Origin of the sequence: Candidatus Palauibacter sp., from assembly GCF_965261555.1 — a bacterium.
Taxonomy (GTDB): domain Bacteria; phylum Gemmatimonadota; class Gemmatimonadetes; order Palauibacterales; family Palauibacteraceae; genus Palauibacter.
Map to the genome: position 1 here is coordinate 3,437,066 of NZ_OZ253465.1, position 26,146 is coordinate 3,463,211.

Genomic DNA, 26,146 nt, shown 5'->3' on the forward strand with positions numbered 1-26,146 from the left:
GTGCGGCTGACGGTCGGGGACGAGAGCCAGGAGACCGAGGTCGGCGTGCGGCTCGACCCGCGGCGCGACGCTAGCCGGGCCGCGCTCGTCGCGCGACAGGACGCGATGATGCGGGCCCACGCGCTGGCCGGTCCGGTACGCGATGCGCGGCAGCGGATCGGCGCCATGAACGGTCGGCTCGACGAGATCCGTGCGCTGCTCGATGACGCGGATATCGAAGATGGCGACCGCGAACGGATCGAGGGGATCGCCGAGGCGATCTCCGGCCAACTTGAGGAGATCGACGACGACCTGGATGACGCCGCCGGGGGCACCGGAATCTCGCAGATGGAGGGGTGGTCCGGCGAACCCACGTCGGATCAACTGTACCGGATCGATCGGGCGTGGGAGGCGCTGCCGACGGTGGCGGAGCGCATCAACGCGCTTCTGACCGCGCGCATGCCGCGGCTGGAGGCGTTGCTCGGCGACCTCGCGGTGACGCCGGATCTGGGCGACCCGATCCGCATCCCGCCGCGGCGGTGACGCCCGCGGGGCGACAGGCCGTCGTGAGGCCGCCCGCCGCAGCGCAGCGCCGCGGGCCGCGCAGACACAGCCGGCTCGCGCCGTGAGCGAACGCACACCACAGCCGCAGCGGGCGAGCATCGCCGTCATCGGGGCCGGCATCGTCGGCAGCTGCCTCGTCGAACACCTCGCGCAGCGGGGCTGGGACGACCTCGTCCTGATCGAAAAGGGTCCGCTGCCCGACCCCGGCGGCTCCACCGGCCACGCGTCGAATTTCATCTTCCCCACCGACCACACCCGCGAGGCCGCGATGCTGACGCTGGAGAGCCAGCGGCAGTACGAGGCGCTAGGGGTGCAGACGACCTGCGGTGGCGTCGAGGTGGCCCGCACGGAAGCGCGCATGGAGGAACTGCGCCGCCGCATGACCTCGGCGCGCGCGTGGGGCATCGAAGCCGAGCTGCTCTCCCCGGAGGAGGTGGCCGAACGGATCCCGTTCTTGAACCCCGACGTCATCCTGGGCGGCTTCTGGGCATCGTCCGTATCGGTGGTCGACTCGGTGCGGGCCGGAACCCTGATGCGGGAACGGGCCCGGTCCCGCGGCGCGCTCACAATCCTGGACAATACCGAGGTCACGGGATTCGACGTCGAGCCCCGGCCCTTCGGCCGCCCCCGTTTGCGGGCCGTCCTCACCGCGCAGGGCCGTATCGACGTCGAGCACGCGGTCATCGCCTGCGGCGTGTGGAGCCCTCCCATCGCGGCACTGGCCGGCGCCTCGATTCCGCTCACGCCGGCGGTGCACCAGATGGCGGACCTCGGCCCGGTCGACCTCCTCCGCGCCACCGGCAACGAGATCGGGCACCCCATCGTGCGCGACATGGACGCGTCCATGTACGAACGCCAGAAGTACGAGGCGATGGAGGTCGGATCCTACGCGCACCGCCCCATCCTCGTGCGCCCGGAGGAGATCCCCTCGCGCGAAGCGTCCGAACGCTCGCCCACGGAGATGCCGTTCACGGCGGACGACTTCGCGCCCCAGCTCGCGCAGGCGCGCGAGATCATGGGAGAGTTGCTCGAGGGTGCCGAGATCGGATACGCGATCAACGGCCTTCTCTCCCTGACGCCCGACACGCACCCCGTGCTGGGAGAGACCCCGGAGGTTGCGAACCTGTGGTCGGCGGCGGCCGTGTGGGTCAAGCAGGGTCCGGGAGCGGCGCGGCTCCTCGCCGAATGGATCACCGACGGCCATCCCCGCCTGTGCGACGCGCACGAATCGGACGTCACCCGCTTCCAGCCGCACGAGCGCACCGGCCGCCACGTGCGGGCCCGCGCACGCGAGCACTTCAACAAGACGTACGGGATCGTGCACCCGCGCGAGCAGTGGGAGTCCCGCCGCGACGTACACCGCTCGGGGCTCCACGCCCGCACCGAGGCCCTCGGGGCCGTGTACTACGAGGCCAGCGGCTGGGAGCGGCCGCAGTGGTACGAGTCAAACGCCGACCTCGTCGAACGGTACGGCATCGCCGAGCGGCCGCACGAGTGGGACCGCCGGTGGTGGTCTCCCATCATCGAGGCGGAGCACCTGCACCTGCGCGAGAAGGCCGGCGTCGTGGATCTGGGCGCCTTTCAGATCTTCGATGTGACGGGCTCCCGGGCGCTCGCCTGGCTGGAGACGATGGCGGCCAACGCGTGCGACCGGCCGCCCGGGACGTCCATCTACACTCCGCTGCTGACGCCGGACGGGGGCTTCAGGGCCGACCTCACGATCCAGAGGCTGGCGGCGGACCATTTCCGGGTTGTGACCGGCGCCTTTGACGGCGCCCGGGACGCGGCGTGGTTCCGGAAACGCCTGCCGGAAGATGGTTCCGTCCGCTTCGAGGATCTGTCGGGGGACGTGTGCACGCTGGGCGTGTGGGGGCCCGGGGCGGAGGCGCTTCTCGAAGTGGTATCCGGGACGAGGCTCTCGCAGGCCGCGTTCCCCTACGCCACCGTGCGCGACATCATCCTCGACGGAATCCCAACGACGATGTGCCGCATTTCGTACGTGGGTGAGAGCGGGTGGGAGATCTACGTGGAGGCCGCGCTCGCCACACGGGTGTGGGACGCCGTACGGGAGGCGGGCCGGGCGTTCGGCCTGCGCCCGGTGGGCGGCGGCGTCTATGGTACGACGGGCCGCATCGAGAAGGGGTACGCCGTCATGGGGGCCGAACTCACCTCGGAGTACTCACCGGTGGAGGCGGGCCTGGCGCGGCCGCGCGTGAAGCGGGCGGACTTCATCGGCCGGGCCGCGTACCTCGAGGCCCGGGAAGCGGGGCCCGCGGCGCTGCTCCGCACACTCACCATGGACGATCACGCCGACGCTTCCGGCCTCGCCCGCTTCCCCACCGGAGGCAACGAGCCGCTGCTGGGGCCGGACGGGGAGCGCATCGTGGACGCGCACGGAAGGGAGTCCCGCGTCACGTCGGCGGGGATGGGTCCCTCCGTGGGGAAGTACCTCCTGATGGCGTACCTGCCGCCGGAACTCGCCGCCCCGGGAACCCGGCTCCGGGTCCTCTACATGAACGAGGCCTTCCCGGTCACCGTGGCGGCCGGCACTGCCCTCTTCGACCCGACCGGCGCTCGCATGAGGTCGTAACCCGGCCCGACCGCCTTGCCCCGCCTCCGGGACCGAGGCTACATGGCGGCGTCGCGGCCCTGGGCCAGAGCGACCTCGCGGGTGCTCGGGTTCGCGGACGGGCGGAACGGCACCTCGCACACGCGGGCCGGATCGGGCTGGCCCGGCTCGCTCGCGTACTCGTCGGGAAGCCACACGGCAAGTTCCGTGCCGATGGCGGATTGGGTGGGCGGGACGTATCCGAGCGCGATGTTGCCGCCCAACTCGGGAGCGTACCACGGAGACGTGAGGTATCCCACCGGGTCGCCGCCGTCCGCGCGCGACACGAGCCAGAAGTCGGGCGCGTAGTCGTCGATCGGTCTGCCGCCGAGCTTCATCCCCACCATCACGAGGGCGAACGGAGGGCGTCCCGCATCGATCTCGGCGCGCTGGCGCTCCAGGGCGGCTCGCCCGATGTAGTCGCCCGGCTTCTCGCGCGGCACCTGGTAGGCGAGGTTGCACTGGAACGGGCTCGTCTCGTGGTCGATGTCCTGTCCCCACGACAGGATTCCTGCCTGAATTCGGCGTTGGTGCCCCGGGGCCGTGACCATGAGTTCGTGTGCCTCTCCCGCCGCCAGCACCGCACGCCAAAGCGCTTCGGCGTTCAGCGTCGCGTCCCGCAGATAGATCTCGTACCCCTTCTCCCCGGAGAACCCGGTCTGCGAAACCACGACGGAGCAGCCGCCGATCTCCGCCTCCAGGAGCCCGTAGTACGGGATGTGCCGCACCGCATCGCCCACGAGGTCGACCATCAGATCGAGTGACCTCGGCCCCTGGATCTGCAGGGGACAGACATCGATCTCATCGATCTCCACGCGCATGCCGAGCCCGACGTTCACGCCCTGGAGCCAGAACATCAGGTCGGAGTCCGCGAGCGAGAACCAGAACTCGTCCTCGGAGAGCCGCAGGAGGACCGGGTCGTTGAGGATCCCGCCACGCTCGTTGCACAGGATGACGTATCGCGCGCGCATCGGGTCGATCCGGGTCGCGTCGCGGGTGATCACATAGTCGGTGAAGGCCTCCGCGTCGGGTCCCCTGACGCGGATCTGCCGCTCCACGGCAACGTTCCACATCGTGACGCGGTGGGTGAGCGCCTCGTGCTCCGCCGCTGCGCCCCCGTCCTCGGGCCGCACGTAGCCGCGCGGGTGGTAAACGCGGTTGTAGGTGGTGGCCCGCCAGCAACCCGCCTCGTGGGAAAGGTGCCAGTAGGGCGACTTCCGGACGCGGGTGGAGATGAGCAGTTCCACCGGCGTACGCCCGCTCTGTCGCAGGTTGACCGGGACGATCCGGTCCGACTGGTCCACGCTCGCGGGTTGGCCACACGTCATCGCCATCGAACGTCCTCCTGGCTAACGATAGATGTCGCCGCGGTCGCCCCATGACTCGAGGGGTGATTTCGGACGGCGCTTACGCGTTCTTCCAGTCCGCGAGAATCTCCGCGTCGCGGTCGAGGTTCAGCTGGAGTTGCTCCCGGCGTTCCTCGGCTTCGCCCAGGAACCAGTCGAGCGTCTCGCGCGCGGTGACCGCGAGAGGACGGAAGCGCAGCCCCGCCTCGACGCCCCGGCGCGAGCGGACCTGCGCCAGTCCCCGCGTGGGGCCGCGATGCGAGTACCAGAGGGGGAAGCGCGCGGGCGGCTCCCGGTTCCGGAGGAAGGCTTCGTCCACCCACGTGAACGACACGCGCGACGTCGTGACGGCGCGGACTCCGTACAGGAACTCGTCCATCCGGGTTCTGTCGAGCGTCGGCCCGGCGACGTTGAAGGTCCCGCCGGTATCCTCCTCCAGCAGGTGCATGCAGAACTCGGCCAGGTCCCGCACATCGATGAACTGCACCGGGTTGTCCATGTCGCCCGGCGCGATCACCTCTCCCCCGTGGTGAATCCGGACCGGCCAGTACGTGAAGCGGTCGGTAGGATCTCCCGGGCCCGCGACGACGTGCAGGCGGGTGACGGTGCCGCGGTCGCCGTAGATGTCCTGCACCGCCTCCTCGCACAGCACCTTCAACTCCCCGTAGTACCGTCCCACATCCTCGCTCTCCGGGTCCGTCACCTCGAGCAGTCGCGCATCTTCCGGCAGTTCGTCCTGATCGAAGTCGTACACGGAGCCGGTGGAGGTGAAGAGGTACCGGCCAACCGCATCGCGCAGGAGGTTGGCCGAGTCGCGCACCAGGCGCGGGACGTAGCCGCTGTTGTCGATGACATAGTCCCATTCCTTCCCCCGCAGCGCGTCGAGCGCCCCGTCCCGGTCCCCGATGAGGGTCTCGACGCCGGGAAAGAGGCCGGGGTTCGTGCGCCCGCGGTTGAAGAGCGTGACCTCGTGTCCGCGCGCCAGGGCGTGCCGCACCATGTGCGGGCCGATGAAGCCGGTGCCGCCCAGGATGAGCAGTCGCCCGGGCCGGGCCGCGCCTTCGGCCGCGGTCGCTTCGGCATCGGTCGAGGGTCGCGTCTCTCCCGCGCACGCCGCAGCCCCTGCCGGGAGCGCCGCCGCGCCCGCGACGGCGAACGAGGTCCCCGCGAATTCACGTCGTGTCATCGTCATCGAACATCCTCCTGTTTCCGGTCGCCGGGTCCCGCGGGATTGCCGCGGGGGGCCCAGCGTGCCGCCGTACGCTCAGGATCGCATCTCGCGCAGCGCCTCGCCAAGGAGGGCGATGTCCGCCTCGAACGACTCCGGGGCGAGCGGGCCGAAGGAGAAGCGGAAGAAGCTCGACAGCGGCGAGTCGTCGCCGAGGCGCTCCATGTCGCAGTCGGTCCCCTTGAGGATCGCGGCCCCGCGCGTGAAGAGATGCTCGTTCAGCCGCTGGGCGGTCCAGCCGTTCGGGAGCCGGCACCAGTGGTAGAAGCCGCCGTCGCCCGAGAAGAGTTCGAGGCCGAGTTCCTCGAAGGCCCGGCCGTAGCGCTCGCGCTGCATGGCATAGAAGGCGGGGACGGCTTCCCGGACGTGGCGCATGCGCTCGGGTTCCAGGAGTTCGACCGCGTAGCACTGCGACGGATGGGACACGCCGCCCATCCCGAACGAGGAGAAGTTCGAGAGCACCTCGATGTGCCGCTTCGCCGCCACGGCCCATCCGATGCGGATGCCGGGCGCCTGCAGACCCTTCGTGGCGGCGCCGACGACGAACAGGTTGCCGCGCTCGATGTCGTCGACGTGCGCGAGGGCGCTCACCGGCTCGTCGTGGAGGAGCTCATAGGCCTCGTCGACGAGGAGCCCGAAGCCATCCTGCGCGCTGGCCTCCACGAGCGCCGCGAGTTCCTCCCCCGTCCGCGTCACACCGGTCGGATTGCACGGATTGCTCAGCAGCATCAGGGTGCGCCCGTCCCGCGGCGCCGTATAGGCCGGGACCGGGGGCCGGAACCCGTTGTCCACGCCGCTGTGCACGAGGTGATAGGGACGTCGCAACCGCTCGAGGACATCGTAGTACGGAGTGTATTCCGTGGACGCGAGACGGACCTCGATATCGGGTTCGAGGAAGAGCAGAAGCGCCACGATCGCGGGACGCCCGCCCGCGAACACCATCACGTTCTCCGCCGTGATCTCGACGCCGTACGACTGCCGGTAGTAGGCCGCGATCGCCTCTCTCAGCGCGGGGAGCCCCCACGCCTTGGGATACTTGCGGTGCTCGGAGGTCACCGTCACGGTCGACGGAAGCTCCGGGCCGTCCGGCAGGGCGACCGTCCGCGGGAACCCCTGGCTCCACGGGTTCGTGCCGGGCTCGCCCATGTAGGTACCGAACGCCCCCAGGAAGGCGTACAGAGTCTCGTAGATCCCCATCGGGGGCACGTATCTCAGGTACAAGCCGATCGCTCCTTCGGTTACGGGAGACCCGGGCACCGGTCAGCGGAGGCCCGGGCGGGGGTCGGGACAGGGTCAGGGGGCCGGCGATGCCTCCACCGTGAGCGTCATGAGCATCCCGCGGCTGTCGTGGCCGGCCACATCGCACACCACGGTGTAGCTGCCGGGAGAGAGTTCGAGTTCGACGAGCCGAACCTCCCCCGTGTTCACGTCCGTCTCGGTCTCCCAGAGGACTTCCCCGCTCGCGGGGTCCACGAGCTTGAGGTTGTGCATCTCGAAGCCCTGGTTGCTGAGGCGGAGCACCGTGGGCCCCGCCGGCAGTCTCGACGGCATGCCGATCGCGTACTCGAGCAGGGCCACGTCGACCGCGTCGGCCGCGTACACGGCCGACAGATCCGGCTCCGGGGCCGAACCGGCCGCGTCCGGGGCGGCGGCCGCTCGGGCCGGGTCCACCGCCGCGTCCGCAGGCTCCCCCTCTCCGCCGCATCCGAAGGCGAGGACCGCAGCGACGGCGAATATGCCGCGACGACGCGCGGCCAACGGCGCGATCCGCCCCGCTGTCGGCGACCTCAGCCGGGGCGGCCGCAGCACTTCTTGTACTTCAGGCCGCTGCCGCAGGGACACGGCTCGTTCCGCCCGGGGGTTTTCGTGGCCGTCGCCGGAGCGCCCGTCCGGCGGGGGCTCTGGCCGGCACGGAGGGCTGCGCGGGCCGCGGTGTCATCGGGGGCCAGTTCCTGCACCGCGGCGGAGGCCGCGACGCCGGTGGCCGAGAACGCCGACTTGTCCCCGGGGGCCTCGCCTGACGCGGCGTCCGGCGCGGGAGCCGCTCCCCGGCCGGGGGCCATCCCGCTCGCGGCGCCGCCGCCCGGCTCCACGGGACCGCTCATGCCGGTGATCTGCGGCGCCGGCGGCGGAAGCGGCGGCCGGCGTTCGATGCGTGCGCGGAAGAAGCGGTTGGCCACCGTCTTCCGGATGTCCGTGATCAGGCTCACGAACATCTCGTACGCCTCCTTCTTGTATTCGACGAGCGGATCCTTCTGCCCCCACGACCGGAACTGGATCGAGGAGCGCAGATGGTCGAGGTCGTAGAGGTGGTCCTTCCATTTCTCGTCCAGCACCGACAGCACGATGAAGCGCAGGACCTGTTCCCAGAGTTCGTCGAAACTCTCGAGCTTGACGCGGAACTGCTGGTGGGCGCTCTCGAGCACCGCATCGTACAACTCGCCGGTACCCGCCCAGTTGTCGGCGCTCGCTTCCTTCTCCGCCTCGGACGCCTCCCCGCGGTCCGCGCCGACCCGGGGCAGAAACTCGTTGTGCAGGAAGTACTCGATCAGGAGGTGCTCCCGCAGTCCCGGGAGGTTCCACCGGTCGTGCGAACTCTCCTCGGGAACGTAGGCGTCCATCTCCTCGCGGATCGCCTCCTCGACCATCTCCCACGTCTCGCCCTTGAGATCTTCCCCGCCCTCGAGCGCATAGAGGCGCAGGTCGTAGACGACCTCCCGCTGCTGGTTCATCACGTCGTCGTAGTCCAGCAGTCGCTTGCGGGCGTCGAAGTTCTGCGTCTCGACCCGCTTCTGCGCGCGCTCGACGGACTTCGTGATCCACGGGTGGCTGATGACCTCACCCTCCTGCACGCCCAGGCGATCCATGATCTTCGCCACGCGCTCATGCATGAAGAGCCGCATGAGGTCGTCTTCGAGCGACAGGAAGAAGAGGCTGGCCCCGGGATCCCCCTGGCGCCCCGAGCGGCCGCGGAGCTGCCGGTCGATGCGGCGGGACTGGTGGCGTTCCGTACCCAGGATCTGGAGTCCGCAGGGCGGCTCCTCCTCGCACCCCCGCTCCTTGATCTCGGCTCGCGACAGGTCCGGTTCCTCGCCGGTGCGGCCGAACGCCGGGGTGTCGGAACGGATCCCGCACACGTCGCACTGCACGCACGGGGAGGCGAGTTTGATGTCGGTGCCGCGTCCGGCCATGTTCGTCGCGATCGTGATCGCGCCCGGCTGGCCGGCGTTGCGGACGATCTCCGCTTCCCGGGCGTGCTGCTTGGCGTTCAGCACCTCGTGGGCGAGGCCGCGCCGCTTCAGCATGCGGGCGATGACCTCCGACACTTCCACGCTCGTCGTCCCCACGAGGATCGGAAGGCCCTCGCCGTTGATCCGTTCGATCTCCTCGATAAGCGCGGCGTATTTTTCCTTCTTCGTCTGAAAGATCACGTCGTCGTGATCCAGTCGCCGCACCGGCCGGTTCGTGGGGATGACGACGACTTCGAGGCCGTAGATCGCGTGGAACTCGCCCTCTTCCGTCTCGGCGGTGCCGGTCATCCCGGCCATCTTGTCGTACATCCGGAAGTAGTTCTGGATCGTGATCGTGGCGAGCGTCTGCGTCTCGCCCCGCACCTTGACCTTCTCCTTCGCCTCGACCGCCTGGTGGAGCCCGTCCGACCAGCGCCGCCCGTGCATCTTGCGGCCGGTGTGCTCGTCGACGATCAGGACGTCGCCGTTCTCCACCACGTACTCCACGTCCTTCTCGTACAGGGAGTACGCTTTCACAAGCTGGTGGATGACGTGGATCTTCTCCGACTTCTCCGCGTATTCGCGTTCGAGCCGTTCGATCTCGCCGCGCTTCTCGTCGGTCGTCAGCGACTCGTCGTCCTCCACGTCCTGGACATCCTCCGAGATGTCGGGGACGACGAACGTCTCGGGGTCTTCGGGCGAGAGCACATCGAGGCCCCGTTCGGAGATCTGGATCGTCTGCCCCTTTTCGTCCATCGAGAAGAGGAGCATCTCATCGATCTCGGGAAGCCGCTTCTCCCGCATGAGGTCGGCTTCCGTCCGCTGAATGAGCTGCTTGACGCCGGAACGCGTCTTCAGCTTGAGCAGCCGCTTGTTCTTCGGCGCGCCACGCTGCGCGGCGAGCAGCTTGAGCCCTGCGTCCCGGCGCTGCTCCGTATCCTCGTCGGCTTCGGTCTCTTCGAGCAGCTTCGTGCCCTCGGCCACGAGGCGGTTGACGATTCGCGTCTGCTTGCGCGCGATCGCGGCCACCTGGGCGTTGTGCCGCTGATACACGTCGCGTTCGTCGCGACCGGCGGGTCCGGAGATGATGAGGGGCGTTCGGGCCTCGTCGATGAGCACCGAGTCGACCTCGTCGATGATCGCGTACGCGTGTCCCCGCTGCACGCGATGCCGGAGTTCGATCACCATGTTGTCGCGCAGGTAGTCGAACCCGAATTCGTTGTTCGTCCCGTAGGTGATGTCGGCCTGGTAGGCGGCTCGCCGCTCGACGCTCCCCGGCTCCGTATCCTCGAGCACGCCCACCGTGAGGCCGAGATAGTCGAAGACCGTGCCCATCCACTGGGCGTCGCGTCTGGCGAGATAGTCGTTGACGGTGACGAGGTGGACGCCCCGGCCGGGGAGGGCGTTGAGGTACAGCGGCATCGTGGCCACGAGCGTCTTCCCCTCACCCGTGGCCATCTCGGCGATCTTCCCTTCGTGGAGAACGATCCCTCCGATGAGCTGCACATCGTAGGGGACCATGTCCCACGCCATCTCGTTCCCCGTGACCTCGATCTCCGCCCCGAGGAGTCGGCGGCACGCCTCCCGCACGGTTGCGAACGCCTCGGGCAGCACCTCATCGAGCACGGCCTGCAGCGCCTCGTTGAGTTCGCCCTCCGTCGCCGCGATGCGTTCGGTGAGGTCGGCGCGGCGCGCCGGATTCTCGGTGAAGCGACGCTTTTCCCGCAGCGCCTCGACGGCCTCCTCGAACTCGGCGGTCCGCTCGGCGATGATCGCCCGGAACTTCCCGGTCTGCGCCTTGAGAGCGTCCTCCGGGACATCCGCGAGCCGCGACTCGTGTTCCTTGATCCTTGCGATGATCGGCCGCATGCGCTTCATCTCGCGCGTGAAGCGCGTGCCGAGGACCTGCGTTACAACGTTCTTCAACATCCGGGGCTCACTGGGTTACATGGCGCGCCCGGCGTCCGGCCCAGGCGCGCTCGACATCGTGTCGGATCGTTTCCGGAACGAGGAGGTGGACCGAACGCCCCTCCTCGAGGCGCTGCCGGATCCGGCTCGCCGAGATATCCACTCGCGTGACGTTCGCGACAACATACTCGATCGGCGTGGATTTCGGGGAGGGCGCGGGCTCCCGGCCGCTCCGCGGCATCACCGCGATGCGGGCCAACTCCGGAATCCGGCGCCAGCGGTCCCAGCGGTGGATCGCCGCAAGCTGGTCCGCCCCGATCGCGAGGACGAGCCGGTCGGAAGGAAAGCGCCGCGCGATGGCTTCCAGCGTGTCCACCGTGTAGGAGGGACCGGCCCGCTCGATCTCCATCGGGCTGACCTCGATGCCGGGCAGGTCGGCAAAGGCCCGTCGCGTGAGGTCGAGGCGAACCTCCGCGGTGAGCGTGACTTCGCGGTGCGGCGGATCGCCCGCGGGGATCACGAGCAGCCGGTCGAGGCGCAGCTCTTCGACAAGGTCGCGCGCCACCGAGACGTGGCCCACGTGCGGAGGATCGAAGCTCCCGCCGAGGATGCCCGTCCGCCGGCCGGCCGGCGGGACTTCAGTGGCGGGATCCGGCATCCCCCGCGGGGCCCTCCTCCGCCGCCGGATCTTCGTCCGCCAACAGCAACCGGGTTTCCTCCGATTCGGGAAACTCCGACAGCAGCCGCTCCCTTATGGTTCCGGCCTCGGTTTCGAACCCCACCTGGCGGTAACTGCGATACAATCGCAACAGAAGATCCGGCAGGAACGCCCCGGTCGGCTCCTCGGCCAGCGATTTTTCGAAGTAGACGATCGCGGACTCCGCCAGTCTCATGCGATCCTGGTAGTACTTCCCGATTTCGTAGCTCTTCTCGGCCAGCTTGGCGCGCGCTTCCGCAATCAGCCCTTCGGCCCGCTCTCGGTGAGGGGTCGTCGGGAAGAACTGCAACAACCGTTCGCACTCCTCCAGGGCCCGCCGGGTAAACTCCTGGGAGAGCGTCACCCGGGGCGAGGCCGCCAGGTACGCCCGGCACAGCCCCAGCTGCGCGTCGTCCGCGAGGGGACTGTTGGGCCGGTTCGTGGCCATGCGCCGGAACTCCTCCACGGCGTCGAGTTCGTTGCCCGCCCGGAGCTGGCCCTCGGCGGCGAGGAACTGCGCGCTGTCGACGAGCGGATTCAGGGGATCGCGGATCATGAAGGCGAGGAAGCCGTCGGCCGCCCTCCGATATTCCTCGGCGTCGAAGCGATCCTGCGCCCACTGGAAGAGATCCGGCGGCTCCAGGTCGCCCGGGGGCCCGGAACTCGAACAGCCCGCGAGCATGAGAACCGCGGCGGCGAGCACCCCGCCGAGCGCCTCGCGCGGCGCCGTCCCGGCCGGAAGCCTCATTCGAAGCCGAAGCGGATCTGTCGGATCCGCTCCTCCGCACGCCGGACGAGAGCGTGTGTGCGCGTCGGGTTCAGTTCCAGCACGCGGGCGTAGTTGACGAGCGCCTCGTCCGTCTGGTCGAGCGCGAGGTGGAGTTCGCCGATGAGGAAGTGTGCCTCGACCATGTGCGTCCGCGGCACGCCGAGTTCGACCATCTCGGTCAGCTTCTCGAGGGCGGCCGCGGGGCGGCCCTCCGCCCTGTCTTCAGCCGCGGACACGTAGAGGCAATTCCCGTAGCGGTAGCGGGCGTCCTCCGGGTTCGACCGGCTTTCCTCCATCGCCTCGAGGAAATCCCGATAGAAGGGCAGCGCGCGAGGGCATGCACCGAGCTGTTCATATGCGAGGCCGACATCGTACAGCACCGCCGGCTCCGGCTCCCCCTCCCCGGCGAGGAGCGCAAGGCGCAGCGAGAGGGCGCGGGCGTAGTCACCCTCAGCCGCATGATAGGTGGCCAGGGAGCGCTGGAGGTCGGCGGGAAGATAGCCCAATCCCCAATCGACCAGGGGCTGGAGCGCTCGGGACATGTTCTCGGCCGCCCCCCGCTCCCGCGCGGACCACGCGAGCCCGGCGAGGGAGGCCGCCGCCTGATGCCGCAGCCGGGGGTCGCGCTCGGCAAGCGTCTCGTAGACGGTGAGCGCCTCGTCGACATCGCCGCGCGCGGCATAGGCCTGCCCGAGCCGGAGGAGGAGGTCATCCGTGTCGCCGCTGACGCGCCGGGCGAGGAGGTACTCGGCGATCGCCATATCCGCGTCCCCGACGGCCAGGTATCGATCCCCGCGCACGACGGACCGGTCCACCGGGTCCTCGCACGCCGCGAGCGCAAGCGTCGCCAGAACCCCGGCGGTCCCCTGTACGATCCACTGTCGGACGGTCACCATGGGCGCCCCTGCCGGCCTTCGTTCCCCGAATGTCTCAACTCTCCCCGCTTTCGACGCCACCACCTATGTGGCCCGTTGCCTCGCCCGAGGCGCGCGGCCCGCCCTTGCGCGTCCAGCGCCGCACAAGCCCGTACAGAAAGATACAGCGCAGCGCGGAAACGCCATCGCGCCATCCGATCTTCTTGCCCTCCGCGTACGTCCGTCCCGCGTAAGAGATCCCCACCTCATACACGCGCCAGCCACCCATGGCGACCTTCGCCGTGATTTCCGGTTCGACGCCGAAAGCCCGCTCCTCGATCGTGAGCTGCTCGATCACTTCCCGGCGGAAGCATTTGTAGCACGTCTCCATGTCCGTGAGGTTGAGGTTCGTCATCATGTTCGACAGCCGAGTCAGCCACCGGTTCCCCACGTAGTGCCAGTAGTAGAGGACGCGGTGCGGCTGCCCGCCCATGAATCGCGACCCGTAGACGACATCCGCCCGGCCGGCGAGGATGGGCTCCAGGAGGCGCGGATACTCGGCGGGGTCGTACTCGAGATCGGCGTCCTGAATGATGATGATATCGCCGCTGACGCCCCGGAACCCGGTCGAGAGCGCCGCGCCCTTCCCCCGGTTCCGCTCGTGCGCGAGGACACGGTCGACCAGCCCTTCCGCTTCCAGCCGGTTCAGGATCGACGCGGACGCGTCGGCCGAGCCGTCGTCGACCGCGACGAGTTCCACGTCCGGGGCCACCTCCTTCACGCGCCGGACGATCGCCTCGAGCGTCGCCTCCTCGTTATAGACGGGCATGACCACGGAGACCCGGGCCCGCCCCATCTCCTCCTCGCCTCCCCCCTGCGCGGTCATTCGACTGCCGTCCCGGGAAGCACCTCCCGAAAATACTCGACCGTACGCTTCAGCCCGGCCTCGAGCGGGACCCGGGGCGTCCAGTCCAGCCGCTCGGAGGCCAGAGAGATGTCCGGAGACCGCATTCTCGGGTCGTCTTCGGGCAGCGGACGCACCTCGACGGTGGACGCGGAGTCGGTGGCCGCGAGCACGAGATCGGACAGCATGCGGATCGTATACTCGCCGGGATTGCCCAGGTTCACCGGCGCGTGGACATCGGCGTTGAAGAGACGCCAGATCCCCTCCACGAGGTCGGACACATAACAGAAACTCCGTGACTGGGAGCCGTCTCCGTAGACGGTGAGCGGCTCCCCCCGGAGCGCCTGGACGACGAAGTTCGAGACCACGCGGCCATCGTCCGGACGCATGCGCGGTCCGTAGGTGTTGAAGATTCGCACGATGCGCGTGTCCACGCCGTACTCGCGGTGGTACGCCATCGTGATGGCTTCGGCGAAGCGCTTCGCCTCGTCGTACACCGAGCGCGGACCGACCGGGTTCACGTTGCCCCAGTATGTCTCGGGCTGCGGATGGACGAGTGGATCTCCATAGACTTCCGAGGTGGACGCGAGCAGCAGCCGGGCGCCGCTCGCTCTGGCCAGGCCAAGGGCGTTGCGCGTGCCAAGGGCGCCCGCCTTCAGCGTCTGGATCGGGAAACGAAGGTAGTCGACCGGGCTGGCCGGCGAGGCGAGGTGGAAGACCCCTTCGATCTCCCCCTCGATCTCGATGGGCTCCGACACGTCCCGCTCGAGAAACGCGAACCTCGGCTCGTCCCGCAGATGGGCGAGATTGCGCCGTGTCCCCGTGATCAGGCTGTCGATGCCGACGACCGAGTGCCCTTCGGCGAGGAGGCGATCGGTGAGGTGCGAACCGAGGAAGCCGGCGGCGCCGGTGACGACCAGCCTCATGCGATCTCCGCCGGACCGATCTGCCTGCGCCCGACCGGGTAGTGCTCGAACCCTCGCGAAGCCATGCGGTCCGGTTCGAACACGTTGCGCCCGTCGAATACGATGGGGCGGGCCATGCGCTTCGCGAACCGGGACCAGTCGGGACGCCGGTACTGGAGCCACTCCGTCACGACGACAAGCGCGTCCGCCCCGTCGAGCGCCTCGTACTCGTCTGCTGCGTACTCCACGGCGTCCCCCAGATAGAACTCGCGCGACTGTTTCATGGCGGCGGGATCGTGCGCCACGACCGACGCTCCCCGTTCGCACAGCGCCTCGGCGACCGCGCGCGAGGGCGCCTCGCGCATGTCATCCGTGCGAGGTTTGAATGCAAGCCCCCAGAGCGCGAAGCGCAGGCCGGCGAGATCGTCGCCGAACCGCTCCCGGATTTTCCGGACGAGGACGGTGGTCTGGCGATCGTTCGCCTCGGACACGGATCTCAGGATGCCGAGGTCGACCCCCTGCTCTTCCGCGGAGCGGATGATTGCCCGCACGTCCTTGGGAAGGCAGCTGCCGCCATACCCCGTGCCGGCATAGAGAAAGGCCGAGCCGATGCGGGGGTCCGAACCCACGCCGCGGCGCACGCGCTCGATGTCGGCTCCGGTCTGTTCGCATAGTTCGGCGAACTGGTTCATCAGGCTGATCCGGGCGGCGAGCATCGCGTTCGCCGCGTACTTGGTCAGTTCCGCCGAGGCGATGTCCATGAAGATCAGTGGATTCCCGGAGCGGACGAAGGGTTCGTACAGCTCCTCCATGCACCGCCGGGCGCGGTCCGAATCCACGCCGCAGACGACGCGGTCAGGGTAAAGGAAGTCCCCCACCGCGTCTCCTTCCTTGAGGAACTCGGGGTTGGAGCACATGTGGAAGGGCAGATCGGTCCGTCGGGCGATCTCGGCCCGCACGATGTCGTTCGTCCCCACCGGAACGGTGCTCTTCATGACGACGACCGCGTCGGGACGCAGATGGTCTCCGATCACGCGAGCCGCGTCCAGCACGAAATCGAGGTCCGCCAGCCCGTCCTGACCGGGCGGCGTACCCACCGCGACGAAGATGACATCTGCCGTCCGGATGCCCTCCGCCGCGTCCGTCGTGAACCGAAGCCTTCCGGCGGCGAGGCCCTCCGAGATCAGGCGCTCGATGCCGGCCTCGTAGATCGGGACGTCTCCGGAGTTCAGACGCCGGATCTTCTCTTCGTCAACGTCGGCACAGGTGACGCGGTTACCGGATCCGGCCAGACAGGACCCCGCCACGAGTCCAACGTATCCGGTGCCGATCACGGTGATTTCCATCGAGTTCTCCGTCGCTCTTCGTTCAGGGGCTCGGCGTCAGGCCGCGCCGGAAGTCGAGACCCAGTCCATGGTGGCGTGTACACAGGCCCGCAGGTCCCGCGCCGCGCGCCACCCCGTCGCGGCTCGCAGCCGCGTGGGGTCACCGACGACGACTTCGGGTTCTCCGCGCCGCACAAGGGCCGGATCGCGCACGATCTCGGGCTCGATTTCCGCCCTCTCGAGCACCCACTCGAGCAGGCGGCGGATCTTCGTCGCGATCCCGGAGCACACGTTGTACGCCACGTGGGGCGTCTCGTCGAGGTCCGCGATGCCCGCGAGCGCCCGGACGCCATCGCGCACATCCGTGAAGTCGCGCGCCACATCCAGATTGCCCACCGCGAGCCGCGGCTCCGCCGTTCCTCGCCGAATCGCGAGGGCGCGACGGCAGAAGCTCGGGAGTACGAACGCGGGGCGCTGGCCGGGACCGACGAGCGGAAAGAGCCGCGCGACGACCACGCGTACGTCCAGAGCCGCGCCGGCTCCGCGCGCGAGAACATCCTGGGCGGCCTTGGTCGCACCGTACACGCTCGTTGGCCGAAGCGGCGTACGCTCTCCCATCGGTCCGCCGCGACCGCCGCCGTACGCGTCCGCGGAACCCGCCACGACGACGGCCTGCACGTCCGCAGGGGCCCGCGCGATCGCTTCAACGAGGCTCAGCGTGCCCGCGCCGTTCACCGCGAGAGCTTCGCGGGACCGCCTGCCGGCCTCGGCGCCCGACGAGAAGCCGGCAAGGTGGAAGACGCGGCGGGGACGGATGGCGTGCACGACTGAGGCGACGGCGTCGGCGTCTCGCACATCGAGCCGTGTCCATTCGGCCGCCGCCCGGGCGGCCGGGGAAAGGGTCCCGGCGGAGGGCGCCTCCCCGAGCATCGTCGCCGTCACCTCGTATCCGAGGTCCAGCAGATGATCGACCAGGTGCTGCCCGATGAACCCGTCACCGCCCGTCACGAGGACCCTCACCGGACGCACCCCATCGAGCGACGGGCATCGGGGAACACGAAACTAGAGCGCTCGCGCGAGGCGCCGCGCGGCGTAGGTCACGACCAGGTCCGCCCCCGCACGCCGGATGGCCAGAACCGATTCCAGGCTGGCCGCCTCCGCGTCGAGCCAGCCCCGCGCACCCGCGGCCTCGATCATCGCGTATTCCCCGCTCACCTGGTACGCGGCGGTGGGCATCCGGAACTGATCCTTGACCCGTCGGATGATGTCGAGATTCGGCAGCGCCGGTTTCACCATGACGAGATCCGCCCCTTCGGCGATGTCGAGCCGGACCTCGCGGATCGCCTCATCCGCGTTCCGCACATCCATCTGATACCCGCGCCGATCCCCGAAGGCGGGTGCGGAGTCCGCCGCGTCCCGGAAAGGGCCGTAGAAGACGCTCGCGTACTTCGCGGCATAGGACAGTATGGCCACGTCCTCGAGGTGCGCTTCGTCGAGCGCGGCGCGAATCACTCCGACCCGACCGTCCATCATGTCCGATGGTGCAACGATGTCCGCCCCCGCGGCCCCGTGAGTTACGGCCTGGGCGGCGAGCCGCTCCAGCGTCGGGTCGTTCGCGACGCGGTCGCCGTCGAGGATCCCGCAGTGGCCGTGATCCGTGTACTCGCACATGCAGACGTCCGTGATCAGGACCAGGTCGGGAAGCGCGCGGCGAAGCGCCCGTAGCGAGCGCTGGATCACGCCGTCCGGCTCCTCCGCGGTCGAACCTCGCGCATCCTTGCTTGCGGGCAGGCCGAACAGGAGGACGGCCCTTATCCCTTCGTCGAACGCGGCGCCGGCTTCCTCGACGGCCGTCTCGACGCTCAGGCGGTCGATTCCGGGCATCGAAGGGATCGGCTGCCGGGGCGGTCCCCGGTCATGGATGAACATGGGGTAGATGAGATCGGAGGCCTCAAGCCGGGTCTCCCGCACGAGTTCGCGCAGGGCGGCCGTGCGACGCAGACGGCGCAGCCGAGTGACGGGGAAGGAGGCTTCAGGCATGGCCGTGAGTCGCCGCGAAACGGCCGGGGCGGGCAGCGGACGCAACCAGAGCCTCCACGAGCCCGGGCATCGAGTGGGTGGCCGCCACGACGTGCACCGGCAGACCGAGTCCGGAGAGCGTCGATGCGGTCACCGGACTGATTGCGGCCACGAGAGCGCCGCCGGTCTGCGCGCCGACGAGTTGCACGAAGGCACGGGCGGCGGACGAGGCCGTGAAGGTCAGCCAGTCCCCGCGACCCAGTTCGATGAACTCGCGGATAGCGTCTCGCACGTCGCGGTTGACCTCTACCGCGTAGGCCGGGGCAACATCGACCCGCGCTCCGGAGGCGACGAGTCGTTCCCGCAGCACGGGCCGTGCCCGCTCGGCCTGCACGAGCAGGATTCGCGCGTCCGGAAGGCTCCCCGGATCGGTCGCCGCCACGATCTCCTCCGCGAGCGCTTCGCCGCGATAGACCGGGGGCACGAGGCATTCCGCCACTCCGAGCGCGCGTAGCGCGTCCGAGGTCGCCGGACCCACGGCGGCGAACCGGCCCGTCGCCAGCGCGCCCATCGAGTCCGCTTTCGACGCAGCCTCTCCCAGGCGGTGGACGGCGTTCACACTTGTCAGCACGATCCAGTCGTATTCGGCCAGGCGGGCGGCCGCCCGCCTCAGCGCCCCCGCATCGGATGGAGGGATCAACCGGATGGTCGGCGCCGTCGTTACGGTCGCCCCCGCGGCTTCCAGGAGGGTGCGGAAGCCTTCGGCCTGCTCGGCGGGCCGCGTGACGAGCACATGCTGGCCCGCGAGCGGGGGAGAGATCACCGGACCGCCGACGCTAGTGTGTCGTCAGGACGCCTTGACGACTTTTCCCGCCTTGATGCACCGCGTGCAAACGAGCACACGACGACGACCCGAACCATCCACGATCTTCACCCGCTGGAGGTTCGGCATGAAGCGCCGCTTGCGCTTGTTGTTCGCGTTGCTGACGTGGTTCCCGACGCCGGGTCCCTTGCCGCAGACGTAGCAGAAATTCGCCATGACCCGCTCAGTCTTCGCTCAGTGCACGTACACGGAGTCGGCGAGCAGGAAGGTCGGGGACGATGGAATGAGTTCGCCCATGCCTTCCTGAACCGCTCCGGACTCGACCCAGACGCCGGCGATCGAATCGTTGAATGTATAGATCTGCCCCGAGACGGCGACGCTGTCGCCGCCGTAAATCGTGGTGTTGGTCATCCTGAGGATCTGGATCGGGTCGGGTTCCAACAGCACGGGATAGGCGACGCCCGGGGCAAGCTGGAGAGCAAACGCGCCCTGTCCCAGACCGGTCGCGATGCGGATTCCTTCGATCACCACGCGGCGGTTGACGGCTCCCTGCGGATCGGCCAGGAGGTCGGACGCGTCCAGATCACGGGCCGCCTCCATCTCGGCCGCTTCGGCTGCGGCGCGTGCTTCCTCGATGTCGCGCGACTGGAGGTTCAGCCAATACATGAACCCTCCGATGGCCGCCAGCGCGACGATGCTGAGGATGACGCCGAGTCCACCTTCACCTTTGTTGGACATGTCTCTTCTCCCGGTTCCTCACGCCTCGCGATCGGTGAATTCGATGAGCGCCAACTCCGCTCCGTCACCCTTCCGCGCGCCCAGCTTCAGAATCCTCGTGTATCCGCCCGGTCGCTGCTCGAAACGCGGGCCGATCTTCTCGAAGAGCTTCCGCAGCGCGGCGCGGTCCGCGATCTGCCGGCCGGCCAGCTGCCTGCTGTGCAGATCGCCTCTCTTCGCCAAAGTGATGAGCTTTTCGGCGAACGGCCGCAACTCCTTCGCCTTCGCCTCGGTCGTACGGATCCGCTCGTGCAGGATGAGACTCGTCGCCATGTTTCGCAGCATCGCCTTCCGATGGCTGCGCGTCCGACTGAGTTCCCGCCCCTTCTTTCTATGCCTCATCGTCGCTCCGAGCTCCGTTCCCCGCCAGATCTTCCTTCAGGTAGAGGTTCCCCTCTTCATCCCGCAGGAACGACATGCCGAACCGGAGTCCGTGCGTGCCAAGGACCTCCGCAAGCTCCTCGAGAGACTTCTCTCCGAAATTCTCCAGCCCCAGAATATCGTCCCGCGACCGGGTGACGACATCGCCCAGGGTCGTGACGCCCTGCTTCTCGAGCGTATTCCTCGAGCGGGCCGAGACCTCGCTGAACTCCTCGAGCGAGCGTTCGAGCAACTCGACGAGCCCCGAATCGATCGGCTCCTTTGCGCTCTCCTCCTGGACCGGCTCGACGGCCTCCGGCAATGTGGGCACGGTCCCCATCTGACTGAAGTACGACAGGTGCAGCCGGACGATCTCCGCCGCCTGCGAAACCGCCTCCGCCGGATTCAGGGCTCCGTTCGTCTCGACGTCCACCTCGAGCCGGTCGAAGTCCGTGCGCTGGCCGACCCGGGTCTCCCTTACATCGAAATTCGCGCGGGTCACGGGATTGTAAACGGCGTCTATCCGGATCGTCCCGACCGGAAAGTCACGCTTGGTCTCGGTCTCCTCCGGAGGCACATGGTGCTCCGCCATGACGAAGCCGCGGCCACGATTCACCCAAAGGTCGAAGGTGAGAGGACGTTTCTCGGGCAAATCCTCCTGCAGCGTGAAGAGCACGAGGTCCGGGTTCACCACCTGAACCGATGCATGCTCCGCGATCTGCTCCGCCGTTACCGGGCCGGCCTTGTGCGCCGTCAGCGAGAGCTTCGCGTCCTCTTTGTCCTCGTCCATCACCAGAACCAGACGCTTCAGGTTCTGAATGATCTGATGTACATCCTCCGCGACCCCGTCGACCGTCTGGTGTTCATGCTGAACGCCGTCCGCCCGGAAGGCCCAAACCGCCACCCCGGGAAGCGAGGACAACATGATCCGCCGGATCGAGTTGCCGATCGTGTGTCCGAACCCGCGCTCCAGCGGCTGGAGAAGAAACGACGCGCGCGCCCCATTGGGGGATCGCTTCTGTTCCTCCATCGCTTCCGGAAGCACGAGACCGGCCAGATCTACCGACACCGTCATATGCACTTCACTCCCTGTTTTCGCTCAGCGACTTCCGCGGGCCGGATGCGGCGAAACGCGCCGGCCGCGCGGGCCTACTTGCTGTAGAGTTCGACGATCAACTGTTCTTCGACGGCGAGTGGAATGTCGGATCGGGACGGGCGCTCGAGCATGCGCCCGCTCGCTGCGTCATAGTCGACGCCCAGCCACGACAGCTGATCGCGTGACCGACGATCCTCGATCGCCTCGATCACCACCGGCAACTTCCGTGCTTTCGGCGCCACCGACACTTCCGCGCCGGGCCCCACGGAATAGCTCGGCACGTCGACCGTCGCCCCTTCGACCCGCACGTGGCGATGCCGAATGAGCTGCCGCGCCGCCTTGCGAGAAGGCGCGAAGCCGAGCCGATAGACGATATTGTCGAGCCGGCTCTCGAGCGCGACGAGCAGGTTCTCGCCCGTGACGCCCGGAACGCGGGAAGCCTTCTTGAAGAGAGAGCGGAACTGCTTCTCCGCGAGTCCGTAGATCCGCTTCACCTTCTGCTTTTCCCGCAACTGCACGGCGTACTCCGACTGGCGCCGACGACGGCGGCCGCCACCATGCTGCCCGGGGGGAAACGCACGACGCTCGATCGCGCACTTCTCCGTGAAACAGCGCTTCCCCTTGAGGAAGAGCTTCTCCCCCTCGCGCCGGCACAGCCGACAAACGGGTCCCGTATAGCGAGCCATCTATACCCTCCGCTTCTTCGGCGGACGGCATCCGTTGTGCGGAATCGGCGTCACGTCCTTGATCGAGCGGATCGCGAGACCGGCCGCCTGCAGCGCCTGAATCGCCGACTCACGTCCCGATCCGGGGCCCTGCACCTCCACGTGGACCCGCCGCATCCCCATGCCGGCGGCCTCGCGTCCCACCGTCTCGGCCGCGATGGTGGCGGCAAAGGGCGTCGACTTCTTGGAGCCCTTGAATCCCGCCTTTCCGGCACTGGCCCAGGCGACGGTGTCCCCCGTCAGAGTCGTGATCGTGATGATCGTATTGTTGAAGGTCGCCTTGATGTGGGCGACGCCCTCGGCATCGACCTGGCGCTTCTTCTTTCTTACCCGCTTTGCCATTCCCTGCGCGTCCTCCGTTTGGACCGAACGTGGTTGTCGCGTCTACTTCCGGGGCGTCCTACTTCCGGGGCGCCTTCTTCTTGCCGGCCACGGCGCGCCGCGGCCCCTTGCGGGTCCGGGCGTTGGTGTGCGTTCGCTGGCCGCGCACGGGCAGATTCCGCCTGTGCCGCATCCCGCGATAGCATCCGATGTCCATCAGACGCTTGACGTTCATCGAGGTCTCGGTGCGCAGCGCACCTTCGACCTTGTAGTGGCTCTCGATGACCCGACGCAGCTTGTTGACGTCTTCGTCGGACAGCTGATAGACGCGAACGTCCCCATCCACGCCCGTTTCGGCCAGGATGTTGCGCGCCGTCGAGTGGCCGATCCCGTAGATGTACGTGAGGCCCACCTCGATTCGCTTGTTCCGCGGGAGATCGACTCCGGCTATACGTGCCATGGTTTCCTGCCTATCCCTGCCGCTGCTTGCACTTCGGATTTCGACTGCAGATCACCCGGACGACACCGCGCCTGCGGATGACCTTGCAATGCTCGCAAATTCGCTTGACACTCGAACGAACCTTCATGCTTCCGTCCTCTGGTGGCGGTTCGATGGCAACCCTTCAAAATACCAGCCCGAACCGATCCGAACAAATTCCATCGCCGCAACCGGGGCTTTCCCCCGGTTCACTTGTACCGGTACGTAATCCGCCCTCTCGTCAAATCGTAGGGCGACAACTCGACCGCAACCCGGTCCCCCGGCAGGATCCGTATGTAGTTCATTCGAATCTTGCCGGAGACGTGGCAGACGATCTGATGCCCGTTCTCCAACTCCACTCGAAACATCGCGTTGGGAAGCGCCTCGGCGACCTCCCCCGTCATCTGGATCGGTTCTTCCTTCGCCAACTCAGGCCTCCCCTGCTGCTCGCGCGGGACTCGCGACGCGCGTCAACACGCGCGGGCCTTCCGACGTCACCGCCACGGTATGCTCGAAATGCGCGGAGAGGCGTCCGTCCCCCGTCACGACCGTCCATTCATCGTCGAGTGTACGGATCTCCGGCCCGCCCGCGTTAACCATCGGCTCGATGGCGATGACGAGCCCCGCCTGCATCCGGAACCCGCGGTTGCGCACTCCGTAGTTCGGAACCTGCGGTTCCTCGTGAGGCGCCTCCCCCACGCCATGCCCCACCAGCTCCCTGATCACACTGAAGCCCTCGGCTTCGACGTGCGTCTGTATCGCCCAGCCCAGATCTCCGAGCTGGGCTCCGGGACGCGCCACCTCGATGCCCACGTCGAGCGCCGTGCGGGTCACACCGAGAAGACGTTCCGTCGCCGGCAGCACTTCTCCCACGGGAATGGTAACGGCCGCGTCCGCGAACAGACCGTCGAGCTTGACGCCGACATCGACGCTCACGATGTCGCCCGACTCCAATTCACGCCCGAACGACGGAATGCCGTGGACGACCTCTTCGTTGATGCTCGTGCACAGCGTCGCCGGAAACCCGTACAATCCCTTGAAGGCGGGCGCCGCGCCCGGGTTGTCGCGGATCAGCGCCTCCGCCATGTCGTCCAGTTCCCCGGTGCTCCGTCCGGGGATGGCATGCTCCGCCGCCATCTCGAGGACCTCCGCCACGATGGCTCCCGCGGTCGCGATGGCGTCGATCTGAGCGGACGACTTCAGCCGGATCAACCGGCCACCTCCGCCATGTGCAGCGTCTCGAAGAGACGTTCCCGCACCGCCTCCAGCGTTCCCGTGCCGTCCACCGCGGTCAGTCCCGTCCCGGAGCGCGCGTAGTAGGCGAGCAGGGGCTCGGTCTGCGCGCGGTAGACTGCGAGCCGATTGCGGACGGTCTCCGCGCGGTCGTCCGAGCGCTGCGCAAGAGCGGCTCCGCACTCCGGGCAGGGCGCATTCGCGCCGACGGCGCGCACATGGGTCACGAGGCCGCACGCTCCGCAGACCCGCCGCCCGGAAATGCGATCGACGAGTTCTTCCTCCGGCGCCTCGAGCGAAAGCACCGCGTCCAACTCGATGCTCCGGTCGGCCAGCAGTTCGCCGAGCCCGTCGGCCTGAGGCACCGTGCGCGGGAATCCGTCGAGCACGAATCCGCCGCTCGCTTCCGAACCGTCGAACGCCTCGGCGATGAGTCCCAGAACGACTTCATCCGGCACGAGTTCGCCCGCCTCGTAGTAGACTCGAACCCTTTCGCCGAGCGGGGTTCCGGCCTGAAGCGCGGCGCGGATCATATCGCCGGTCGAGAGGCGCGGAACGGCGAAGCGTTCGGCCAGAAATTCGCCCTGGGTGCCCTTCCCGACCCCGGGAGGACCCATGATGATCAACCGCACGCCCATCACATGTAGCGCTGTCGGCCGCGATACTTGACGCGACCCTTCTTCATGAATCCCTCGTACTGACGCAGCAGCAGATGCTGTTGCAGTTGCTGCATCGTATCGAGCGCGACGCCCACCACGATGAGCAGCGAAGTGCCGCCGAAGAAGAAGGTCTGAAGATCGAAGATCGAGAAGATCAGGTAGGGCAGAACGGCGATCAGCGCCAGGTAGACCGCGCCGGGCAGCGTGATCCGCGTGAGCACGTGATCGATATAGTCCGCCGTCTTCGCTCCGGGCTTGACGCCCGGAATGAACCCGCCCTGGCGCTTCAGATTCTCCGCCAGATCCGTCGGGTTGAAGATGATGGACGTGTAGAAGTAGGTGAAGTAGACGATGAGAACGACGAACAGCACGTAGTACCACGCCGTCCCCACCTGGAGCGCCTGGCTCATCTCGTAGATGAAGCGCCGGGCGCCGGAGCTGCCCGGTCCGGGATTGCCCATGAACGCGGCCAGGGTTCCCGGAATAATGATGATCGACTGCGCGAAGATGATCGGCATCACGCCGGCGGAGTTGATCCGCAGGGGGATGAACGACCGTTGCCCTTCCCGGATCCGGCCCCTGCCCACGACCTTCCGCGGGATCTGCACGGGGATCTTGCGCTGGGCCAGCGTCAGAGCGACGACCGCCGCCATGATGGCCACGAGCGTCGCCGCGAGGGCGGCGAGCTTGATGAGCGAGATGCCGCCGGCCTGGTAGAGCTCGAAGGTGTTGAGCACCGCTCCCGGGAAGCCCTGCAGAATCGAGAAGAAGATGAGCAGGGACATGCCGTTGCCGACGCCGCGCTCGGTGATCTGCTCGCCGAGCCACATGACGAACACGCCCCCGGTCGTAAGCATGAGCACGGTGAGGAGGCGAAATCCGAGACCGGGATCGAGAACCGCGCCCGGCTGAGCCTCGAGGAAGAGCGCGTAGGTGTAGGACTGCCCGATACACAGCACCACGGTGGTATACCGCGTCCACTGCGTGAGCTTGCGGCGGCCCTCCTCCCCTTCCTTCTGCAGCTTCTCGATCGCCGGCATGACGGCGGCGAGGAGCTGGAAGAGGATGCTCGCCGAGATATAGGGCATGATGCCGAGGGCGAAGACGGTCGCGCGCTGCAGGCCGCCCCCCACGAAGAGGTCGTAGATGCCGAAGATCGTGCCCTGGAACTGTCCGGCGAGGGCCTGCAGGGCCACGACGTTCACACCCGGCGTCGTGATGTGGGAGCCGAGCCGATACAGAGCGAGGCACAGGAGAGTGAAGAGGATCTTCGCCTTCAGCTCCGGCACCTTGAAGATGTTCGCCGCGGCAGCCGCCGCGTTCTGGCCGTTCGCCATC

General features: G+C 68.1%; 26 protein-coding genes and 2 pseudogenes. 1 reads left to right on the forward strand and 27 read right to left on the reverse strand.

From position 1 onward, the window contains the following. Positions 1-604: 604 nt before the first annotated feature. Positions 605-3,133, forward strand: coding sequence for a GcvT family protein (locus tag ACQY5G_RS14880; protein WP_428275285.1), 2,529 nt, complete (start codon positions 605-607; stop codon positions 3,131-3,133). 38 nt (positions 3,134-3,171) lie between these two features. On the opposite strand, the gene ACQY5G_RS14885 is transcribed toward ACQY5G_RS14880, so the two are convergent. The 27 genes and pseudogenes from ACQY5G_RS14885 to secY all read right to left on the reverse strand — a co-directional run bounded on the left by ACQY5G_RS14885 (position 3,172) and on the right by secY (position 26,145). Beyond that, entirely contained in the window at positions 3,172-4,479 is a 1,308-nt protein-coding gene (locus tag ACQY5G_RS14885; RefSeq protein ID WP_428278711.1) for a glycine cleavage T C-terminal barrel domain-containing protein, read from the reverse strand. 79 nt (positions 4,480-4,558) lie between these two features. Then, entirely contained in the window at positions 4,559-5,689 is a 1,131-nt protein-coding gene (locus ACQY5G_RS14890) for an NAD-dependent epimerase/dehydratase family protein (protein WP_428275287.1), read from the reverse strand. Between the two features lie 72 nt (positions 5,690-5,761). Then, a complete protein-coding gene (locus ACQY5G_RS14895; protein ID WP_428275289.1) occupies positions 5,762-6,946 on the reverse strand; it encodes a pyridoxal phosphate-dependent aminotransferase in 1,185 nt (394 codons plus the stop codon). Between the two features lie 72 nt (positions 6,947-7,018). After that, the gene (locus ACQY5G_RS14900; protein WP_428275291.1) at positions 7,019-7,483 is read right to left on the reverse strand and encodes a hypothetical protein; all 465 of its coding nucleotides are present in this window, start codon (positions 7,481-7,483) and stop codon (positions 7,019-7,021) included. 29 nt (positions 7,484-7,512) lie between these two features. Next, positions 7,513-7,941 carry an SEC-C metal-binding domain-containing protein gene (locus ACQY5G_RS14905; protein ID WP_428278712.1) on the reverse strand — a complete coding sequence of 143 codons (429 nt, stop codon included), beginning with the start codon at positions 7,939-7,941 and terminating at the stop codon, positions 7,513-7,515. Beyond that, positions 7,936-10,884: pseudogene (gene secA / locus ACQY5G_RS14910) on the reverse strand (preprotein translocase subunit SecA); the annotation flags it as partial. The pseudogene secA and the gene ACQY5G_RS14905, both read right to left, overlap by 6 nt. A 7-nt stretch (positions 10,885-10,891) precedes the next feature. Next, the gene (gene nadD / locus ACQY5G_RS14915) at positions 10,892-11,521 is read right to left on the reverse strand and encodes a nicotinate (nicotinamide) nucleotide adenylyltransferase (protein WP_428275293.1); all 630 of its coding nucleotides are present in this window, start codon (positions 11,519-11,521) and stop codon (positions 10,892-10,894) included. Beyond that, entirely contained in the window at positions 11,502-12,308 is an 807-nt protein-coding gene (locus ACQY5G_RS14920; protein ID WP_428275295.1) for an outer membrane protein assembly factor BamD, read from the reverse strand. Before ACQY5G_RS14920 ends, nadD begins: the two co-directional genes overlap by 20 nt. After that, on the reverse strand, positions 12,305-13,225 hold the full coding sequence (locus tag ACQY5G_RS14925) for a tetratricopeptide repeat protein (RefSeq protein ID WP_428275297.1): 921 nt from the start codon (positions 13,223-13,225) through the stop codon (positions 12,305-12,307). Before ACQY5G_RS14925 ends, ACQY5G_RS14920 begins: the two co-directional genes overlap by 4 nt. A gap of 34 nt (positions 13,226-13,259) precedes the next feature. Further along, entirely contained in the window at positions 13,260-14,069 is an 810-nt protein-coding gene (locus tag ACQY5G_RS14930) for a glycosyltransferase family 2 protein (protein ID WP_428275299.1), read from the reverse strand. Further along, the gene (locus tag ACQY5G_RS14935) at positions 14,066-15,013 is read right to left on the reverse strand and encodes a UDP-glucuronic acid decarboxylase family protein (RefSeq protein ID WP_428275301.1); all 948 of its coding nucleotides are present in this window, start codon (positions 15,011-15,013) and stop codon (positions 14,066-14,068) included. Before ACQY5G_RS14935 ends, ACQY5G_RS14930 begins: the two co-directional genes overlap by 4 nt. Continuing rightward, on the reverse strand, positions 15,010-16,338 hold the full coding sequence (locus ACQY5G_RS14940) for a UDP-glucose dehydrogenase family protein (protein ID WP_428275303.1): 1,329 nt from the start codon (positions 16,336-16,338) through the stop codon (positions 15,010-15,012). Before ACQY5G_RS14940 ends, ACQY5G_RS14935 begins: the two co-directional genes overlap by 4 nt. A gap of 36 nt (positions 16,339-16,374) precedes the next feature. After that, positions 16,375-17,337, reverse strand: coding sequence for a GDP-mannose 4,6-dehydratase (locus ACQY5G_RS14945; protein WP_428275305.1), 963 nt, complete (start codon positions 17,335-17,337; stop codon positions 16,375-16,377). A 42-nt stretch (positions 17,338-17,379) separates the two neighbouring features. After that, positions 17,380-18,357: a porphobilinogen synthase gene (hemB, locus tag ACQY5G_RS14950; RefSeq protein ID WP_420616339.1), complete on the reverse strand. Its 978-nt coding sequence runs from the start codon at positions 18,355-18,357 to the stop codon at positions 17,380-17,382. Further along, positions 18,350-19,159, reverse strand: a complete 810-nt coding sequence (locus ACQY5G_RS14955; RefSeq protein ID WP_428275308.1) for a uroporphyrinogen-III synthase — start codon at positions 19,157-19,159, stop codon at positions 18,350-18,352. Before ACQY5G_RS14955 ends, hemB begins: the two co-directional genes overlap by 8 nt. 24 nt (positions 19,160-19,183) lie before the next feature. Beyond that, entirely contained in the window at positions 19,184-19,375 is a 192-nt protein-coding gene (rpmB, locus tag ACQY5G_RS14960) for a 50S ribosomal protein L28 (protein WP_310785654.1), read from the reverse strand. Positions 19,376-19,393: 18 nt separating this feature from the next. Further along, a complete protein-coding gene (locus ACQY5G_RS14965) occupies positions 19,394-19,897 on the reverse strand; it encodes a hypothetical protein (RefSeq protein ID WP_428275310.1) in 504 nt (167 codons plus the stop codon). Then, positions 19,813-20,278: pseudogene (rplQ, locus tag ACQY5G_RS14970) on the reverse strand (50S ribosomal protein L17). The gene ACQY5G_RS14965 and the pseudogene rplQ overlap by 85 nt, the downstream one beginning before the upstream one ends. Beyond that, entirely contained in the window at positions 20,268-21,371 is a 1,104-nt protein-coding gene (locus ACQY5G_RS14975; RefSeq protein WP_428275312.1) for a DNA-directed RNA polymerase subunit alpha, read from the reverse strand. Before ACQY5G_RS14975 ends, rplQ begins: the two are co-directional and overlap by 11 nt. A 74-nt stretch (positions 21,372-21,445) precedes the next feature. Next, the gene (gene rpsD / locus ACQY5G_RS14980; RefSeq protein WP_310756611.1) at positions 21,446-22,078 is read right to left on the reverse strand and encodes a 30S ribosomal protein S4; all 633 of its coding nucleotides are present in this window, start codon (positions 22,076-22,078) and stop codon (positions 21,446-21,448) included. Beyond that, positions 22,079-22,459 carry a 30S ribosomal protein S11 gene (gene rpsK / locus ACQY5G_RS14985; RefSeq protein WP_310756609.1) on the reverse strand — a complete coding sequence of 127 codons (381 nt, stop codon included), beginning with the start codon at positions 22,457-22,459 and terminating at the stop codon, positions 22,079-22,081. Positions 22,460-22,517: 58 nt separating this feature from the next. Beyond that, entirely contained in the window at positions 22,518-22,898 is a 381-nt protein-coding gene (rpsM, locus tag ACQY5G_RS14990; RefSeq protein ID WP_420616335.1) for a 30S ribosomal protein S13, read from the reverse strand. A 10-nt stretch (positions 22,899-22,908) separates the two neighbouring features. Next, entirely contained in the window at positions 22,909-23,025 is a 117-nt protein-coding gene (rpmJ, locus tag ACQY5G_RS14995; RefSeq protein WP_420616334.1) for a 50S ribosomal protein L36, read from the reverse strand. Between the two features lie 100 nt (positions 23,026-23,125). After that, complete coding sequence (gene infA / locus ACQY5G_RS15000) at positions 23,126-23,320, reverse strand: translation initiation factor IF-1 (protein WP_428278713.1); 195 nt, start codon at positions 23,318-23,320, stop codon at positions 23,126-23,128. 25 nt (positions 23,321-23,345) lie between these two features. Continuing rightward, positions 23,346-24,128 (reverse strand): type I methionyl aminopeptidase, encoded by a 783-nt coding sequence (gene map, locus ACQY5G_RS15005; protein WP_428275316.1) that lies wholly within the window; start codon positions 24,126-24,128, stop codon positions 23,346-23,348. Next, positions 24,125-24,766: an adenylate kinase gene (locus tag ACQY5G_RS15010; RefSeq protein WP_428275318.1), complete on the reverse strand. Its 642-nt coding sequence runs from the start codon at positions 24,764-24,766 to the stop codon at positions 24,125-24,127. The genes map and ACQY5G_RS15010 overlap by 4 nt, the downstream gene beginning before the upstream one ends. 20 nt (positions 24,767-24,786) lie before the next feature. Beyond that, complete coding sequence (gene secY, locus ACQY5G_RS15015; protein ID WP_428275320.1) at positions 24,787-26,145, reverse strand: preprotein translocase subunit SecY; 1,359 nt, start codon at positions 26,143-26,145, stop codon at positions 24,787-24,789. Position 26,146 lies beyond the last annotated feature (1 nt).